We start from the raw sequence: 18,363 nt of genomic DNA, 5'->3' as shown, positions 1-18,363 counted from the left end.
TTTTAGAGTGGTGCCCTAATATCAATTTAGCCAAGGGGTGGTCGCACACCTCCTTGGCTAGCTTGAAACACATTCGTATATCGTCGTTACCCAAATCTGCAGGGTCAGAGCAGATAGGAGGAATCTGAGCATGATTGGCTATCATGTAAACATAATATTTTGAGGCCGATTTTTAGATCGGCCTGCCAGATGCCCCGAGGCGTATTGCCTCGGGGCTTATTTTGGCACGAATTTCAGTGATTCCCAAATTCGTAAGGATAAATAATGCCTACCATTCCTAGTGGAAGTTGGCAGCAACTCCGAACATTAGTCGAAGTTTTTTTAAAAGATCGCTTCGATACCAAGGCGGAAAAGCTAGCTCCCGACGATCCAAAATACCAAGCACTGGTTGAACAGTTCCAATTCGATACCTGGATCAACGATGCGGCAAGGCGCGTTGGTCAACTGCAAGTCGTCACCCACTCGCTAAAACCTATCCACCCCGATGCCAAAGGCTCCAACCTTTACGCTCCGCCCGAATCGCTACATACCCACAACCTTGTTGGCAGTCATGTACTACCCGCTAATTTTGCGGGCGATGTGGTGGGGAACGCCGCAGCCTTGGATGTTTATAAGTTCTTGAAGCTGCAGCTCGAGGGAAAATCGCTGCTTGAGCGTGCGCTAGAAAATGATAGCGAGTTTGCCAAAGCGTTAAGCGATAACCCCGAACAAGCCCAGGCGTGGATCAGCGCCTTTGCGGCGATTACCGAACCGCGTGGCGAGCACGCCTCACATACCCGAGGCAAACAGCTCTACTGGCTGGTAGGTGATGATGCCGCAGACGTAGAAAGTGATGCCGAGAATTTTCATCTATTAGCACCGCTCTATGCCACCTCGCTGGCCCACCGCGTATTTCAAACCATTAACCATGACCGCTTTAGCGAAGAGGCTAAAGAGGCACGTAAAGCTAAACGGGAGGGCAACTACGCTGAGCAACCCGTTCACAGCTACCCCAACTTGGCCGTACAAAAAATGGGCGGCACCAAGCCGCAAAATATCTCGCAGCTGAATAGCGAGCGGGGCGGTAACAACTATTTGTTGGCGTCGCTTCCGCCCAGTTGGAATGTCCGTGATATTCGCCCACCGCTAAAAGTAGCATCGGTTTTCTCCCATCCAGGCGTATTTGGCAGCCGCTCAGAAGTGCGCGCCCTTGTTAAAGACCTCAAGCGCTTTCTGGAGACCAACCCCTCTACCGACATGCACACCCGCGATTTACGTGATGACTACACCGCCATGCTGATGGATGAACTGGCGCTGTTTGCCATGCAAATGCACAGCCTACCTGCCGGGTGGAGTGCGGATGAAAAATGCGAATTGGTCGCCGAAGAAGCCTTTTGGTTAGATCCTGGCCGTGCCGAGGAAGATGCCGCTTTTCGTGAAGCACGAAACAGCGTGGAGTGGGCAGACGAGATTCGCCACCGCTTTGCTAACTGGCTCAATGCTGCGTTGGGTGAAAAGCTCCCATTAGGTGATGTGGAATTTCGCCACTGGCAGAAAACGCTGGCAAAAGATGCCACCCATCAACGCCTGCTAGATCGTGACCGCCGCTGGATGGAAAACCTAATGGAAGACTTAACCAACCTGCCAGGAGGTGATGACGATGAGTGAAGTGAAAAACCTCCTGGTTTTACCACGCCTGCGGGTACAAAACGCTAATGCGATTTCCAGCCCAATGACCTGGGGCTTTCCTGCCATGAGTGCTTTTGTGGGATTGATGCACGCCCTGGAACGCAAACTCTATGCAGCAGGCATCAACGTTTCGCTCGGTAACGTCGGCGTTATCTGCCATGACTTTGAAGCCCAGGCCACTGAAGGCGGCTATATCCGTGGTTTTCATCTCACCCGTAATCCAGTGGATAAAACTGGCGGAACGGCAGCGATTGTAGAAGAAGGGCGCATCCATCTGGATATCACGCTGATCTTCACGATTGATTCAGCCGCGGCAGAAAGTGAGCATGATGAGATTGCCAAACAAATCAGTGAGATCGTTGCAGGTATGCGTATTGCCGGTGGTAGCGTCATCCCTAACCGCGCCGTGCCAAGCCACAAGCAACGCCCGCAATGGGTCGCGCTTGATGACGATGAAGAAAAGCGGCAAAAGCAGTTCGAACGCCTAAAACGGCGCTGGCTGCCGGGCTTTGCGCTAACCCTGCGCGATGACTACCTCGCCGAGCACCACCAGACGCTGCAACAGCAGAACCCGGATGCCAGTTTGCTGGATGCGTGGCTGGATCTTTCACGGCTCAATCACCACTGCGCCCTGGAAAATGAAGGTGAATCCAACGAGAAGCCCGTTTGGCAGGCTCAGCGCCCCTATCGCGGCTGGCTGGTGCCTATCCCTGTAGGTTACGGCGCTATTTCCGATCTATTTAATCCCGGCGAAGTGGCCAATGCTCGCGATGCCAAGACTCAGTTTCGCTTTGTTGAAAGCCTCTACTCCATTGGCGAGTGGGTCAGCCCCCACCGCATGAAGCAACCGGAAGACCTGCTTTGGTACGTTGATAACGACGAAGAAGCGGGACTTTACCGACTCAATAACGATTACCACCTTCGCGCCACTGCCCAGTAAACCAGGAGCTCTATCATGGCTAAAAACGATACCCTTAAAACCGCTTCCGTCCTCGCCTTTGAACGCAAGCTTGATCCTTCCGATGCCCTGCTTTACGCCAGCAGCTGGGAAAAGCGGCAAGATAATCAGCAGTGGCAGCCGGTAGAAGTGCGCGAAAAGTCGGTGCGCGGCACCATTTCCAACCGCCTGAAAGCCAAAGACCAAGACCCCGCTAAGCTAGACGCAGCGATTGAAAATCCCAACCTGCAAACGGTGGATGTCGCCACGCTGCCCCACGATGCAGACACCTTAGTTGCTCGTTTTACGCTGCGCGTATTGGCGGGTGCCGGAACGCCTTCGGCCTGTAATAACGCCGAGTACCAAGCCAAGCTGGAACAGGCAGTTGCCGAGTATAAACAAGCGCAAGGCTTCGGCGAGCTGGCGCATCGCTATGCCAATAACCTCGCTAATGGCCGCTTTCTGTGGCGTAACCGCATGGGCGCTGAGCAAGTCGAGGTAAGCGTTCGCCAATTGGCGCAGGGTAAAGCCACCAAAGAGTGGACGTTTGATGCACTGTCGCTTTCGTTGCGGGCCTTTGAGGAGACCGCCGAGCTTAAAGAACTCGCCGGTGTTATCGCCGCCGCGTTGGTGGGGGAACAGCACTTACTGCTAGAGGTAGTGGCCTATGTGCGCGTGGGCAGTGGCCAAGAAGTGTTTCCTTCACAAGAGCTGATTCTTGAGCGGGGCCGGGGTGATAAGAGCAAAACGATTTATCACGTCAGCAACATTGCCGGTATTCACTCGCAAAAGTTGGGTAACGCCATTCGTACCATCGACACCTGGTACCCCAATGAAAACGATGATGATCTTGGGCCGATTGCCGTTGAGCCGTATGGCTCAGTGACCACGCAGGGTAAAGCGTACCGCCAGCCCAAGCAGAAAGCTGATTTCTATTCACTCCTAGATAACTGGATGATCAAGGACCAAGTGCCTACGAAGGAAGATCAGCACTTTGTGATGGCGACCCTGATTCGCGGTGGTGTATTCGGCGAAGCGGGGTAAACCATGGATCACTATATCGACATTCGTTTAAGGCCCGATCCTGACTTTGCCCCGGCAATGTTAATGGGCGCGCTTTATAACAAGCTGCACCGGGCGCTGTTTGATTTACATGCCGAAGATGTAGGCGCCAGTTTCCCAGGCTATAAGCACGGTGTTCGCGCTCGCACACTGGGCGATCACCTTCGCTTGCATGGCACGCAAGCACGTTTGCAGCAGCTAATGAGAGCGGACTGGCTAACCGGTATGCGCGACCACACCCAGGTGAGCGAAGTGCTTGCGGTACCTGCAAATACTCAGCATATAAACGTGGCGCGTAAGCAATTTAATACGGGCAGTGAAAGCCGGGCCAAACGTTACGCCAAACGGCATGATATTTCAGAAGCAGAGGCGCGGAAGATTTATGCCAAGTTGGCTGAACGACGCATTGAGCTCCCCTTTGTGCAGATCAATAGCCGCTCCACCCAGCAGCGTTTTAGCCTGTTTATTGAACATAGCAAACCGTTGGCTTCTGCAACGGAAGGCACGTTTAGCCATTACGGCCTAAGCCCCAACGCCACGGTGCCCTGGTTTTGACCCTTTTTTCTAGCATGAAAATTGGCCACCAATAATCAACCACTTAGCGGTGTCACTCTGAAAAGGGTGATACCGCTTTTTTCGGCTAAAGCTCTTTAACAATCAGCACATTAATTTTGGTATGCTCTAGTGCGCTGCCGCCCAGGCAGCTCAGAAAATCACCGTGAAGGAAGTTACAGACCCTTTCGAGTGCGCTGCCGCCCAGGCAGCTCAGAAATATGCGTGTGTTATGTGGTACATTGTATAACCGTGCGCTGCCGCCCAGGCAGCTCAGAAAACGTAGTAAACCTTCATTACCGCGCTCCTTTGGTGCGCTGCCGCCCAGGCAGCTCAGAAATTCGTCGGGAAGCTCCACGCCCGCACGTTGAAGTGCGCTGCCGCCCAGGCAGCTCAGAAATTGGTGACACGCCCGCCTGTCAGCGCTTCTTTGTGCGCTGCCGCCCAGGCAGCTCAGAAAAGGGAGCGAGCGCAATACTCACGCTCAATCGCGTGCGCTGCCGCCCAGGCAGCTCAGAAAAATCGACCACCCTGTTTAATGCCTTCGAGCGCGTGCGCTGCCGCCCAGGCAGCTCAGAAACAGCAGTACGCCAACGACTGGGGCAGCGCCCGGTGCGCTGCCGCCCAGGCAGCTCAGAAAAGGCAGAATCGCCATAGGTCTGACCGTGATGCGTGCGCTGCCGCCCAGGCAGCTCAGAAAATGCAGTGGCGCACCACGCAGTCCTCAGTATCGTGCGCTGCCGCCCAGGCAGCTCAGAAAAGACGGTGTCTAGCGGGGCGTCCGCGCGTTCGGTGCGCTGCCGCCCAGGCAGCTCAGAAAAACGCGCAGATAACCATCCTTATCTCGCCCCAGTGCGCTGCCGCCCAGGCAGCTCAGAAAGAAAACCCGCGCGCCTTTGGCGAAAGCGGTGTGTGCGCTGCCGCCCAGGCAGCTCAGAAAATGCGCATGCCTGGCTTGTGGCTGCGCAGGATGTGCGCTGCCGCCCAGGCAGCTCAGAAACAACGGCGAGACCCGGCAGATCCCCGTGAGCAGTGCGCTGCCGCCCAGGCAGCTCAGAAAAGCTACCCGAGCAGCTACGCGCCCAATTCCCCGTGCGCTGCCGCCCAGGCAGCTCAGAAAACTGGAAAGCGTGATCAATGCCAAAGCAATGGGTGCGCTGCCGCCCAGGCAGCTCAGAAATGAGTGAAGCAGGCCGCTTGTTGTACGCAGGTGTGCGCTGCCGCCCAGGCAGCTCAGAAATCGTCTAAGGCGTCATGGTCAACTTTGTAAAAGTGCGCTGCCGCCCAGGCAGCTCAGAAAATTCAAGGCCATTTGGCAATAGGACACGGTACGTGCGCTGCCGCCCAGGCAGCTCAGAAAAGAGAAGCTGCGTGCGTTCCACATTGATGGCGGTGCGCTGCCGCCCAGGCAGCTCAGAAAGCAACCTTAGCGAGAAGCAGCGCTGGAACCTGGTGCGCTGCCGCCCAGGCAGCTCAGAAATCAACGCCGCGCTTTGCTGGCGTGATGCGGATGTGCGCTGCCGCCCAGGCAGCTCAGAAAATCACGCGGCACCAGATAGGCTTGCTTCTTGGGTGCGCTGCCGCCCAGGCAGCTCAGAAAGAACGGGCAGCGCTGTTCGTGCGTGAAGGTGAGTGCGCTGCCGCCCAGGCAGCTCAGAAAGTCCTGCAAGTAGGTCAAGCCAGGGCGTCCGCGTGCGCTGCCGCCCAGGCAGCTCAGAAAAGCATGGCGGCGCGGGTTTTCTCATCCTTATAGTGCGCTGCCGCCCAGGCAGCTCAGAAAATTCCTGTTCCTGCCGCGCGGTGCTGTCATCTGTGCGCTGCCGCCCAGGCAGCTCAGAAAAATGTGGGTAGGAGGTTCGCCTCGCTTCTTTGGTGCGCTGCCGCCCAGGCAGCTCAGAAAAGCCCGCGTATGAGCTGGTCATTGATGAGCTCGTGCGCTGCCGCCCAGGCAGCTCAGAAAACGCGCAGCACAAAGGTTTGCGCGCTGGCGCCGTGCGCTGCCGCCCAGGCAGCTCAGAAAATCGACTGGGCGCAAGGCGGGCCGCTAATCGCGTGCGCTGCCGCCCAGGCAGCTCAGAAAGGACGCTAGGTGGCTGCGCAGGTTACGGGCGTGTGCGCTGCCGCCCAGGCAGCTCAGAAAAAGCTAGCTCGCAATCCTGTTAGCTACGAAGCGTGCGCTGCCGCCCAGGCAGCTCAGAAAGGAACTGGAAGCCAGCTTTGCAGATCGCCAAGGTGCGCTGCCGCCCAGGCAGCTCAGAAAAGTAGCTCGGCAGACTCCAAGTGCTCGCTAAGGTGCGCTGCCGCCCAGGCAGCTCAGAAATCGCCTATGCCGTCAATCTCCCGCATCGCGAAGTGCGCTGCCGCCCAGGCAGCTCAGAAATGGAGGCCAAGCAGCAATTCAACCGTGCGTTAGTGCGCTGCCGCCCAGGCAGCTCAGAAAATCTGACCCTGATGCGTCATTCACTACACCCCGTGCGCTGCCGCCCAGGCAGCTCAGAAATTTCAAGTCGGACATGATGGGCCGCTTGTTGGGTGCGCTGCCGCCCAGGCAGCTCAGAAAAGGTGGCTTTTGCCGGTGCCTACCGTGCCCATGTGCGCTGCCGCCCAGGCAGCTCAGAAACGCCGGCATCCCGCGCAAGTTCCTAGGCTCAACGTGCGCTGCCGCCCAGGCAGCTCAGAAAGAACGAAGCCTTGAAGGCGCTCGGCAAGCTGCGTGCGCTGCCGCCCAGGCAGCTCAGAAAACTACGTCGTCGGGCAAGCCAGCGGGCGGGACGTGCGCTGCCGCCCAGGCAGCTCAGAAAATGTCAGGCGTGACTATCTTGCCTTTGGTGCCGTGCGCTGCCGCCCAGGCAGCTCAGAAATGGAATCGGCCGCTGTTGGGATTCACGCCCATGTGCGCTGCCGCCCAGGCAGCTCAGAAAGTTCCAGGCTTCGGCCTTCTCGATGTTGCCCTGTGCGCTGCCGCCCAGGCAGCTCAGAAACGCCACCACCCCCGCCGCCTGGGAATTCTCCAGTGCGCTGCCGCCCAGGCAGCTCAGAAAGCTAGAAAGCCAGGCCAGTGAGGCGGGCGAGAGTGCGCTGCCGCCCAGGCAGCTCAGAAATGACGCTATTGGCGTGCCGACCCAGTGGGGTCGTGCGCTGCCGCCCAGGCAGCTCAGAAATTATCCAGCAAACTAAACTCAAAGCCGGTGACGTGCGCTGCCGCCCAGGCAGCTCAGAAACTGCCTCAAACGCCTGGTAGTACGCACCGGCTGTGCGCTGCCGCCCAGGCAGCTCAGAAAAGATGATGGCTAAGGGGGATGCGTGAGCGATAGTGCGCTGCCGCCCAGGCAGCTCAGAAAATGGAGGAGTTTTTCACTCGTATTGCTCCAAAGTGCGCTGCCGCCCAGGCAGCTCAGAAATCCGGCTTGGGTGCGGCTGATAGCGCATCATCGTGCGCTGCCGCCCAGGCAGCTCAGAAACAGCGAAAACTGATACCCCCGCCTGGCCGTTTGTGCGCTGCCGCCCAGGCAGCTCAGAAAAACCTGATATGCACAAGCATACCCCTCCTACCGTGCGCTGCCGCCCAGGCAGCTCAGAAATACCAAGCCGAGTGCGAAGACCTGATTGAGCAGTGCGCTGCCGCCCAGGCAGCTCAGAAAAAGATCGGCGACAGTTACGACGCTGAGACAGGGTGCGCTGCCGCCCAGGCAGCTCAGAAATCATGATCGATTCCCGCACCCAGTTTGATCCTGTGCGCTGCCGCCCAGGCAGCTCAGAAAATCCAGTCGATGGCGGTGCTAATGTCACCCGAGTGCGCTGCCGCCCAGGCAGCTCAGAAATGGTGCAGGTGTTTCACCACCTAGTGAATTATGTGCGCTGCCGCCCAGGCAGCTCAGAAAAACACCCAGGCCGATTGGACCCGACGTTTCGTGTGCGCTGCCGCCCAGGCAGCTCAGAAAAAAATGCTCGATGGCTTTGCGAGTCTGCATGCGTGCGCTGCCGCCCAGGCAGCTCAGAAAAGAGAGAGAGGGGGTTACTCTCTGTTGTAGTCGTGCGCTGCCGCCCAGGCAGCTCAGAAATGGGGGCGGTACGTCTGCCGCTGATCCGTTGGGTGCGCTGCCGCCCAGGCAGCTCAGAAAGTGATCTGGGTTAAAGTTTCTTTTGGCACGAAGTGCGCTGCCGCCCAGGCAGCTCAGAAACCTCCTCTGCCGTATCGGCGTTAACAATCCAAGTGCGCTGCCGCCCAGGCAGCTCAGAAAACCACGTCACTCGGAATAACTCGATGCTGCCAGTGCGCTGCCGCCCAGGCAGCTCAGAAACGAGCCCGTTTTTGTTTGGCTATCCATGGTCGGTGCGCTGCCGCCCAGGCAGCTCAGAAAATCGGGGCGCGTCTTTCGCGCATTGTTTCGTAGTGCGCTGCCGCCCAGGCAGCTCAGAAAAGCCGCCCTGCCGATTTGCAAATTGGCGATAAGTGCGCTGCCGCCCAGGCAGCTCAGAAAACCAGCTAGGCGACCCGCTGGCGCCGTCCAGCGTGCGCTGCCGCCCAGGCAGCTCAGAAAGCGAACACTTCGCCGCCCAGCCAGGGCGAACCGTGCGCTGCCGCCCAGGCAGCTCAGAAAACGGCTACACCGGCGACATGCGCGCCCTGTCAGTGCGCTGCCGCCCAGGCAGCTCAGAAATCTCCGGTACCGCCAGCCGCGCGAACGTCAGTGTGCGCTGCCGCCCAGGCAGCTCAGAAAAATAGCCTGGCTGAGATTGAACAGTTGCTACGGTGCGCTGCCGCCCAGGCAGCTCAGAAAGGCTTCGCCCTCACACCGCCCTGGTTACGGTTGTGCGCTGCCGCCCAGGCAGCTCAGAAATTCGAGCGCGCTTTTTTAGATCTGTTGGGTGAGTGCGCTGCCGCCCAGGCAGCTCAGAAAACGCCCCGCCTGCCCTGGTTACGGGCGCGACGGTGCGCTGCCGCCCAGGCAGCTCAGAAAATCGGTGGCCGCGAACACCGCCGCCGTTTCGGGTGCGCTGCCGCCCAGGCAGCTCAGAAACAACCCCTACGCAAAAGCCCTCAAGGCCAACGGTGCGCTGCCGCCCAGGCAGCTCAGAAACGCGACGGTGAAGTCATGGTGCGCATTCTGCGGTGCGCTGCCGCCCAGGCAGCTCAGAAAGTCCCAAATGATGGACCGCCGTGATGCCAACAGTGCGCTGCCGCCCAGGCAGCTCAGAAAAGGAAGAAGCGGCGATCCTTTTCATGCTGCTTGTGCGCTGCCGCCCAGGCAGCTCAGAAAGTGCGCACGCGAAAGTAGCGCTTCTTGGGATCGTGCGCTGCCGCCCAGGCAGCTCAGAAAGCTGGCGTGCTGATGGGCAAAGACCGGGAAGGGTGCGCTGCCGCCCAGGCAGCTCAGAAATAACGATTCGTTAGAGGTGCTGGATAAGCTGCGTGCGCTGCCGCCCAGGCAGCTCAGAAAGCCCACATCGAGCAGCGCCTGGGCGAACTGCAGTGCGCTGCCGCCCAGGCAGCTCAGAAAACGATGAAATCTGGATGTCGGCAGGCGACCTGGTGCGCTGCCGCCCAGGCAGCTCAGAAAATGAAGTAGCGCGCGGGTTTTTGGGCCTGCGAGTGCGCTGCCGCCCAGGCAGCTCAGAAAAAATAGACCTCGTCGACGCCGCCGACCGCCTAGTGCGCTGCCGCCCAGGCAGCTCAGAAAATCGACACCGGTGCCACGTTCGGCGTTGGCCTGTGCGCTGCCGCCCAGGCAGCTCAGAAATTCTGGCACGAACGGCGCGCGCACTGCTTGCAGTGCGCTGCCGCCCAGGCAGCTCAGAAACAGTACTTCAGCAACAAGGACAATAGCACCCGGTGCGCTGCCGCCCAGGCAGCTCAGAAAATTCCTGTTCCTGCCGCGCGGTGCTGTCATCTGTGCGCTGCCGCCCAGGCAGCTCAGAAAAATGTGGGTAGGAGGTTCGCCTCGCTTCTTTGGTGCGCTGCCGCCCAGGCAGCTCAGAAAAGCCCGCGTATGAGCTGGTCATTGATGAGCTCGTGCGCTGCCGCCCAGGCAGCTCAGAAAACGCGCAGCACAAAGGTTTGCGCGCTGGCGCCGTGCGCTGCCGCCCAGGCAGCTCAGAAAATCGACTGGGCGCAAGGCGGGCCGCTAATCGCGTGCGCTGCCGCCCAGGCAGCTCAGAAAGGACGCTAGGTGGCTGCGCAGGTTACGGGCGTGTGCGCTGCCGCCCAGGCAGCTCAGAAAAAGCTAGCTCGCAATCCTGTTAGCTACGAAGCGTGCGCTGCCGCCCAGGCAGCTCAGAAAGGAACTGGAAGCCAGCTTTGCAGATCGCCAAGGTGCGCTGCCGCCCAGGCAGCTCAGAAAAGTAGCTCGGCAGACTCCAAGTGCTCGCTAAGGTGCGCTGCCGCCCAGGCAGCTCAGAAATCGCTTATGCCGTCAATCTCCCGCATCGCGAAGTGCGCTGCCGCCCAGGCAGCTCAGAAATGGAGGCCAAGCAGCAATTCAACCGTGCGTTAGTGCGCTGCCGCCCAGGCAGCTCAGAAAATCTGACCCTGATGCGTCATTCACTACACCCCGTGCGCTGCCGCCCAGGCAGCTCAGAAATTTCAAGTCGGACATGATGGGCCGCTTGTTGGGTGCGCTGCCGCCCAGGCAGCTCAGAAAAGGTGGCTTTTGCCGGTGCCTACCGTGCCCATGTGCGCTGCCGCCCAGGCAGCTCAGAAACGCCGGCATCCCGCGCAAGTTCCTAGGCTCAACGTGCGCTGCCGCCCAGGCAGCTCAGAAAGAACGAAGCCTTGAAGGCGCTCGGCAAGCTGCGTGCGCTGCCGCCCAGGCAGCTCAGAAAACTACGTCGTCGGGCAAGCCAGCGGGCGGGACGTGCGCTGCCGCCCAGGCAGCTCAGAAAATGTCAGGCGTGACTATCTTGCCTTTGGTGCCGTGCGCTGCCGCCCAGGCAGCTCAGAAATGGAATCGGCCGCTGTTGGGATTCACGCCCATGTGCGCTGCCGCCCAGGCAGCTCAGAAAGTTCCAGGCTTCGGCCTTCTCGATGTTGCCCTGTGCGCTGCCGCCCAGGCAGCTCAGAAACGCCACCACCCCCGCCGCCTGGGAATTCTCCAGTGCGCTGCCGCCCAGGCAGCTCAGAAAGCTAGAAAGCCAGGCCAGTGAGGCGGGCGAGAGTGCGCTGCCGCCCAGGCAGCTCAGAAATGACGCTATTGGCGTGCCGACCCAGTGGGGTCGTGCGCTGCCGCCCAGGCAGCTCAGAAACTAACCATTTCAGTGCGTGCCGATGCGAAATTGTGCGCTGCCGCCCAGGCAGCTCAGAAAAAAGCAGCGGCTATCCCCAGCGTCAACACCGAGTGCGCTGCCGCCCAGGCAGCTCAGAAAGACAAGCTGCCGCCCGTATCGCGAATGTAGTCGTGCGCTGCCGCCCAGGCAGCTCAGAAAAAGGGTAAATTCAAATCAACGGCCCCTCCCTCGTGCGCTGCCGCCCAGGCAGCTCAGAAAACCCGCGCCACCAAGCAGCCGCGCAAATGCCCGTGCGCTGCCGCCCAGGCAGCTCAGAAACAAGGCGAACCCACATCACCAAGCTGTTCACCGTGCGCTGCCGCCCAGGCAGCTCAGAAAATTCGTCGCGCAGGGCATCTTGAGTGCTGGCCGTGCGCTGCCGCCCAGGCAGCTCAGAAAATTCGTCGCGCAGGGCATCTTGAGTGCTGGCCGTGCGCTGCCGCCCAGGCAGCTCAGAAATGTTCAAGCGCCCAGGCGTAGGCATCCTGCTCGTGCGCTGCCCAGGTAGCTCAGGTAAACGTCAACGAAGCGCAGAAGTATGGGTGAGAGTACGCTGCCGTCCAGGCAGTTTTGCTAGATTTAAGATGTGTACTGGTAGTATCGCTGTGCGGTGCTTTCGGGGTGCGCTAGCGCTCATGCCAAGCTACAAGTGACGTGCATTGGGCGAGTAAGTGGTTAGGCCTGACTGCTTTCATGCGATTTAGTGCTCGACAGGTTGAAACGTTACCGCTTCATCGAAACTGTACATACACTTTTCTGGAAAAGCGTGCAGCTCGCTATCGGTCTCAATCGCTGCTGCGCGGCGTGCATCTTCGTACGCTTCGCTCATCAGTTCAGGTAATGATGCTTTTAGGCTGGGGTTGTCGTTCAGTAAGCGATTCGTTTTGGCTTGGGCATCAATGATCGTCAACCGCCAGCTACGTGAGCGGCGTTCGGGCTGGTGATCCCATTTCAGCAGGTGCATTAACAGACGAGCCAATTGGCTGACCAGCGCGCGCCGTTCGCTTTTGCCCATGCTCTCAATCTCCTCGGCGAGGTGCTCAAGATCAAGTTGCTCCAGTTTCCCCGCCCGCAGTAGCCCAGCTTGCTCCAGGGCCCAGGCATAGGCATCGTGTTCATAATGTACGGCCATAGTGATACTCCTCTAAAACCGCTAAACCACTTTGCATTTGTTTAGTGTAAACGCAAGAAGACAACAGGCGACAATATTGAAGTGAGTATAAATTTACATGGTGGCTTCTGTTAACTGTTGCTAACGCGGAGTGTGAGGATAGTTTGCCTGCCACCTTAGGTGATTAATTTGCGCTGTAGCTCAGGCAGCTCAGAAAGATGTGGGAGTTCGAGTCTCCCCATCCGCAATAAATATGATAAGTGCCTTTGGTATTGCTGCGCGTAATCGCAAGGCCATCAATGTGGTTGCGATTACGCTACTCAAGAATGGCTGCTTGGCTATTCAAATTCACACAAAAAAGCCATCGCGTTGGATGGCCTCTGTTACTGAAATCAGGAACGCGCTAACGCGTTAATCTTCTTTCGGCGGTGTTTCCATGGCGCGTTTGTCGTCGGGTACCCGTACGATGTGGCCGACTTCGAGCTTGCTGTGGCGTTGGTGGCGGCCGCCGCTGGTGTCGATAATGGCGACAACTTCGCCAATGCTGACAGCGTCATCTTCGCGGTAGGCTTCTACTTTGATGCGTACCATCATGCCCTGGAAACGTGCGGAAATAATATCGCCTGGGTCGGGTGCCCTGTGGTCGGGGTCGTTTTTAAAGTATTCCGCTACGCTGGCGCTGCCGGGTTCGTCCCATTCAATATGCTGATGCATTGTGGTCTTCCTTGTCGTGTTGGATGTTGCTTCAGTGTAGTGCGTTCAGCTGCTTACTTCATCAGGGCTGGCGGTGCTTTCTAAACCGCCTGGGCTTGCTGCCTCTGCTCGCGCTTCATTGGCTTGTTCTTCATTCTGCTCTTCAATCTGTTCTTCAGTTTGCGTTTCAACTTGTGTTTCAGCTTGTTTTTCAATTCCCGCTACGCTGTTTGTTTGCCCCACGTATTGAAACAGGAAATTGAGCGCGGCGGGTAGGCTGGCGCGCCAAACCTGCCATGTGTGGCCGCCGGGGTAAAGGTCGAGCCGTACCTCGTTGGGTTGAATGCGCTCCATGGCTTGGCGGAGTAAGCGGGCGTGAAATTCTGCGTCGTAAACGTCGCTGCGCCCGGCGCTGATATACAGTGGTACGGGGGGAAGGTCGCCTTCTTCATCGGTGCCGCGGGGGGTGACACGCAGGCGGTACTCTTCTAAATGGGCGGTGTAGTTGAGGGTTTCCCAAAGCTCGCGGTCAAATTGCCCTTGGTCATTAATAAAGGCTGGGTGGCGCCAGGCGGAGGAGTTGCGCGGTGGTAGGGGGGCGTAGCTTGCGGGGCTAAGCGCCGCGACGGCGGCAAATAAATCAGGCCGTTCTAGGGCGAAGTTAAGCGCACCGTAACCACCGGCGGAAAGCCCCGCTACGCCACGTAGGTGGCGTTCTTGCCCAACGCGATAGGTAGCTTCCACGTGGGGCATTAGGTCATTAAAAAACGCGCTACGGGCGGGTTCGTTATGGCCATCTACCCACCAGCTGCGGCTGCCGGGCATAATGAAAACTGCCGGGGGTATATGCCCTGCGCGAATTAACCTGTCGGCTACCTGTTGTAAATTGCCGCGGGAAACCCAGTCGCGGTCGGTGCCAAAAGAGCCGTGCAGCATGTAAATGACGGGATAGGGCGTAGTCGACTGGGTGTCATAATTATCAGGTAAATACACGCTATAAGGGTAATCGTAACCGAGGGTGGATGAGGAAAAATAATGATGCTCAACGTCGCTTGCCAAGCTGTGGCCGCTGAGTGTTAGCCACCCAATAAAAGTGGTGAGTAGGGTGCGAAACCGGTAGGAGAGGAAAGGTGGTTTTGGGATGAACACGTTTTCTCCGGAATTAAACTAGTTTAATAAAGTCGGACAGCGCGGCGGTACTGGTTGTTCATCGTAGCTATGCAGACTCGTTATGCCGAGCAGTTACACAAAGTAGCCATGCAGGATAGCAGGTTAGGCGTATGTAGCGGCGGGAGGCCCAATGCGAAAAATTGAAGAGATCTATTGGTTGCGCGCTTACGGCTGTATAGCCGTTTTTTTGTTTCATTTATTAGATCACGTCAATCAACGCCTCGATAATGTCGCCACTGATTTAATGCGCCTGCCGCTGGTGCTGGGTACGCCAATATTTCTGTTTATATCGGTCTTTGTGTTTGCTGTTCGCTACGATAAATCCGTGCCGGAGGGGTTTCTTATTCAGCGCGTAAAGTATGTGATGGTGCCGTACTTTGTGTATGGCTTTATTTATTCCACCGCTGAATGGTTAAGCCAACAGGCGTCGGATGAGCCGGTGGGGTTCGTGGCTAATGCTATCGAGTATTACGTTTATGCGGGCTGGCATGGCTATTTTTTGATCATTGCGATGCAGTTTTACGTGGCTTATTGGCTGTTTACCCGCTGGCAGCTGTGGCGATTGAATCCGGTGCCATGGTTGTGGGGTGCCTGCGTTATCAGCATGGCGTATTGGGGGCTGGCTTATTGGTTTGATGTTGATTTGCCCGGCTACCTGCTGTGGATCGCCCCGCTGGGGTGGATCTATGTGTTTTTCCTGGCGCTGGTGCTAGTGCGCTACTACCCGCTAGCTCAAGAGGGTGTACTCGCTGAGCGGCCCACCTGGATGCAGCAATTGGCGCACCCGGCGTGGTTGGTGCTGTTGGTGGCGCTAATTATAGCGGCGACGTTTGCGGGTTGGCTGGCGTTTTCATCCAAAGAGGTGTGGGTGATTCCATTTTTCGTGCTGTTTACGCTTTGCGCCATGCGTTATTTGGCTGGGCGCCCGGCGCCATTGTGGGTGCGCCACATCAATGCGTATTCGTTTGGGATTTACTTGGCCCACCCCATGTTCTTTGTGCTTGCCGATCTGGTCGTTGAGCCTTTGTCGTTGCCGATTGGGGTGTATGCGCTGGTACTCATCGTCGTGGGACTCGCCGGGTCGGTGGCCCTTAATAAATTGGCGAATACCACCACACTGGGAGCGATGCTGTTTGGCAAGCGCTTGAAGGTTCGGTAATGGAAATATGTGAGTGCATAAATCGAAAGGCACGGCTTACCGCTTCGATGTGTAAGCGAGATCCGGGTCGTTGGGCAGCATGGCGGATGTGTGTTCAGCAGCCTGGCTAAGCAAGCGGCCGCTGTACGTTTTTAAGCGAGTGGGGCAGTCATGCAAACGCTGTAAAAAATCGTCAATCGCGCTGGCGTCATCCAGCTCGGGATCAAATCCACCTAAGCGCTCAAGCCAGGCCCGCCTGACGGCGATGTAGGGCGGTAACAGCAGCGTGCTTGCCAATAAGCGGCGCAGGATGCGTTTGGCTAATGATGGCTGAGCAAGGCCAACAATTAAGGCATCAAGGTTGTAGGTGTTCAATTGCGGGTAGAGTGAGCCCCAGAGGCTGGCAGGCAGTGGCTGCTTCTGCAGCGCAATAATTAACCACTCAGCTTGGCTGGCAAAGGCTGCTTTATTGAGGCGTGCGCCTAGTGGTAGCTTGGGGGTGATCAAGCAATGAGTGTGGTAGCGCTGCTCAATCGAGCTGAGACGCGCATGGGCTTGCGTGCTGGTTACCAAAATGGGCAGCAAGTGGTCGGCTACGCCAGAATCACGTATGGATTTTAAGTGGCGTGGCAACATGTTACCCGTCACCATGGCATCAACGATAAAGCAAACCGACCCCATTTGCCGACTCCGATTGTGAGCAAATCTATCAAATTGTAATTTATTGTAGTATCTGGCTTATTTGGGTAGCAAGTAAAAAAACTTGCGAGCCAAAAAAGAGGGCTCACTATTATTCATGCACTTTATTGGCGCATAAAACATTATTTTTGCCCTGTATTGGTGCGCTATGGCTTTTTTAAACAGCTGCCGAACCAGCATTTAGCTGCTATGCGTCATCAAGAGGCATCCTTGTCCACTTTTTAACGTTTATAAAACAATTGGTTGCTGATTTTTTATGCCATCTTGGTGCAGGGTTGGCATGTTCTCTGCATTATATTTGCAAGCGGCTAGCGGGCCGTAGGCATAAGCCCTACGACGTGCTAAAACGATAGCCGGTCTGAAATGCTCGCTGAGCGATTTGTTCACTAATGTCAGGCAAACGTTGAGCGAACAAGAATGACAAACGTGCGGTTTAGCGCGTATTTTGTCGAACAACACATTTATCGGTAGCTTACAGTCGTTAACTTTAAGCCACGCTCATACCGGAGGACTCTATGTCAGCCAAGACTCTCGCGCTAATTGAAGAACATGATGTTAAGTGGGTAGATCTGCGTTTCACCGACACTCGCGGTAAAGAACAGCACGTGACTGTGCCTGCTCGCGATGTGAACGAAGAATTCTTTGAGAATGGCCAGATGTTTGATGGCTCTTCTATCGAAGGTTGGAAGGGCATTAACGAATCCGACATGATTCTGCGCCCGGAAGATGGCACTGGCTATCTCGACCCCTTCACCGAAGATGCGACGCTGGTTCTGCGCTGCGACATCATCGAGCCGGCCACTATGCAGGGCTACGATCGTGACCCGCGCTCCATCGCCAAGCGCGCTGAAGCTTATCTAGAGTCTACTGGCCTGGGCGACACTGCGTTTTTCGGTCCTGAGCCTGAATTCTTTATCTTTGACGAAGTGCATTGGAAGTCTGACATTCAGGGCTCCATGTACAAAATCACGTCTGACGAAGGCGCTTGGGCGACCAGTAACCAGGTAGAAGGCGGTAACTTAGGCCACCGCCCGCGCGTTAAAGGCGGCTACTTCCCGGTTCCCCCGGTTGACAGCTTCCACGATATTCGTGGCGCGATGTGTAACACCCTGGAAGCGATTGGCCAGACTGTCGAGGTTCACCACCACGAAGTTGCCAACGCGGGTCAGAACGAAATCGGCGTTAAATTCAACACGCTGGTGAAGAAAGCTGACGAAGTGCAGGAAATGAAGTACGTGATCCACAACGTGGCGCACGCGTATGGTAAAACGGCGACCTTTATGCCGAAGCCGCTGGTAGGCGACAACGGTTCTGGTATGCACGTTCACCAGTCGTTCTGGAAAGGTGGTGAGAACCAGTTCGCCGGTGACGAGTACGCTGGCCTGTCTGAAATGGCGCTTTTCTATATCGGCGGCATCATCAAGCACGCCCGTGCCCTAAACGCCTTTACTAACGCTTCTACCAACTCGTACAAGCGTCTGGTACCTGGCTTTGAAGCGCCGGTCATGCTGGCCTACAGTGCCCGTAACCGTTCTGCTTCTATCCGTATTCCTTACACCGCTAGCCCGAAAGGCAAGCGTGTTGAAGCTCGCTTCCCTGATCCGACTGCCAACCCGTACCTGGCATTCTCTGCCATGTTGATGGCCGGTATCGACGGTATCAAGAACAAGATCCATCCTGGCGATGCAATGGATAAAAACCTGTACGACCTGCCGCCAGAAGAAGGCAAGTTAGTACCGACCGTAGCACACAGCCTGGATCAAGCACTGGAAGCCCTCGACGCTGACCGTGCGTTCCTGACCGAAGGTGGCGTGTTCACCGACGAAATGATCGATGCCTACATCGAACTCAAGATGGAAGAAGTGGAGCGTATCCGTATGACGACGCACCCCATCGAGTTTGATATGTACTACAGCTGCTAATCAGCGCTTTTAGCACCTAACTGCTACCATCACCCTAGCGGTGGTAACAGTTGATAAAGACGCAGTTGATCAAAACGCAGTTGATCAAAATAGTATCAAAACCCCGCTTCGGCGGGGTTTTTCGTTATTGAGGGTGTGACAAGTGTGA

10 protein-coding genes and 1 CRISPR repeat array are annotated in these 18,363 nt (G+C 57.0%); of the genes, 6 read left to right on the top strand and 4 right to left on the bottom strand.

The features are described 5' to 3' along the window. Positions 1 to 264 precede the first annotated feature (264 nt). The 4 genes from csy1 to cas6f are packed head-to-tail and all read left to right on the top strand — an operon-like array spanning position 265 to position 4,222. Positions 265 to 1,647: a type I-F CRISPR-associated protein Csy1 gene (gene csy1, locus V8L70_RS07635; protein WP_101147093.1), complete on the top strand. Its 1,383-nt coding sequence runs from the start codon at positions 265 to 267 to the stop codon at positions 1,645 to 1,647. Next, on the top strand, positions 1,640 to 2,608 hold the full coding sequence (csy2, locus tag V8L70_RS07630; RefSeq protein WP_101147092.1) for a type I-F CRISPR-associated protein Csy2: 969 nt from the start codon (positions 1,640 to 1,642) through the stop codon (positions 2,606 to 2,608). The genes csy1 and csy2 overlap by 8 nt, the downstream gene beginning before the upstream one ends. A gap of 15 nt (positions 2,609 to 2,623) precedes the next feature. Next, positions 2,624 to 3,649: a type I-F CRISPR-associated protein Csy3 gene (gene csy3, locus V8L70_RS07625; protein ID WP_336269168.1), complete on the top strand. Its 1,026-nt coding sequence runs from the start codon at positions 2,624 to 2,626 to the stop codon at positions 3,647 to 3,649. A gap of 3 nt (positions 3,650 to 3,652) precedes the next feature. Next, entirely contained in the window at positions 3,653 to 4,222 is a 570-nt protein-coding gene (gene cas6f / locus V8L70_RS07620; RefSeq protein ID WP_101147090.1) for a type I-F CRISPR-associated endoribonuclease Cas6/Csy4, read from the top strand. Between the two features lie 129 nt (positions 4,223 to 4,351). Beyond that, positions 4,352 to 11,941: a CRISPR direct-repeat array (repeat unit 28 nt; unit sequence GTGCGCTGCCGCCCAGGCAGCTCAGAAA). 241 nt (positions 11,942 to 12,182) lie between these two features. Here cas6f and V8L70_RS07615 read toward each other — a convergent pair. The 3 genes from V8L70_RS07615 to V8L70_RS07605 all read right to left on the bottom strand — a co-directional run bounded on the left by V8L70_RS07615 (position 12,183) and on the right by V8L70_RS07605 (position 14,435). Further along, positions 12,183 to 12,614, bottom strand: a complete 432-nt coding sequence (locus V8L70_RS07615; RefSeq protein WP_101147089.1) for a DUF29 domain-containing protein — start codon at positions 12,612 to 12,614, stop codon at positions 12,183 to 12,185. Between the two features lie 390 nt (positions 12,615 to 13,004). Further along, entirely contained in the window at positions 13,005 to 13,307 is a 303-nt protein-coding gene (locus V8L70_RS07610) for a hypothetical protein (RefSeq protein WP_101147088.1), read from the bottom strand. A gap of 45 nt (positions 13,308 to 13,352) precedes the next feature. Further along, positions 13,353 to 14,435 (bottom strand): alpha/beta hydrolase, encoded by a 1,083-nt coding sequence (locus V8L70_RS07605; RefSeq protein WP_232774933.1) that lies wholly within the window; start codon positions 14,433 to 14,435, stop codon positions 13,353 to 13,355. Between the two features lie 151 nt (positions 14,436 to 14,586). Between V8L70_RS07605 and V8L70_RS07600 the strand changes: the two genes are divergently transcribed. Then, positions 14,587 to 15,615 carry an acyltransferase family protein gene (locus tag V8L70_RS07600; protein ID WP_101147087.1) on the top strand — a complete coding sequence of 343 codons (1,029 nt, stop codon included), beginning with the start codon at positions 14,587 to 14,589 and terminating at the stop codon, positions 15,613 to 15,615. A gap of 36 nt (positions 15,616 to 15,651) precedes the next feature. On the opposite strand, the gene V8L70_RS07595 is transcribed toward V8L70_RS07600, so the two are convergent. Beyond that, positions 15,652 to 16,275, bottom strand: a complete 624-nt coding sequence (locus V8L70_RS07595) for a hypothetical protein (RefSeq protein ID WP_101147086.1) — start codon at positions 16,273 to 16,275, stop codon at positions 15,652 to 15,654. 533 nt (positions 16,276 to 16,808) lie between these two features. Between V8L70_RS07595 and glnA the strand changes: the two genes are divergently transcribed. Then, positions 16,809 to 18,215, top strand: a complete 1,407-nt coding sequence (gene glnA, locus V8L70_RS07590) for a glutamate--ammonia ligase (protein WP_101147085.1) — start codon at positions 16,809 to 16,811, stop codon at positions 18,213 to 18,215. The last annotated feature ends 148 nt before the right edge of the window (positions 18,216 to 18,363 follow it).

It is taken from the genome of Vreelandella arctica (genome assembly GCF_037070215.1).
Lineage (GTDB): Bacteria > Pseudomonadota > Gammaproteobacteria > Pseudomonadales > Halomonadaceae > Vreelandella > Vreelandella arctica.
The sequence above is the reverse complement of the archived record's forward strand: the minus strand, read 5'-3'. Positions and strand labels throughout refer to the sequence as shown.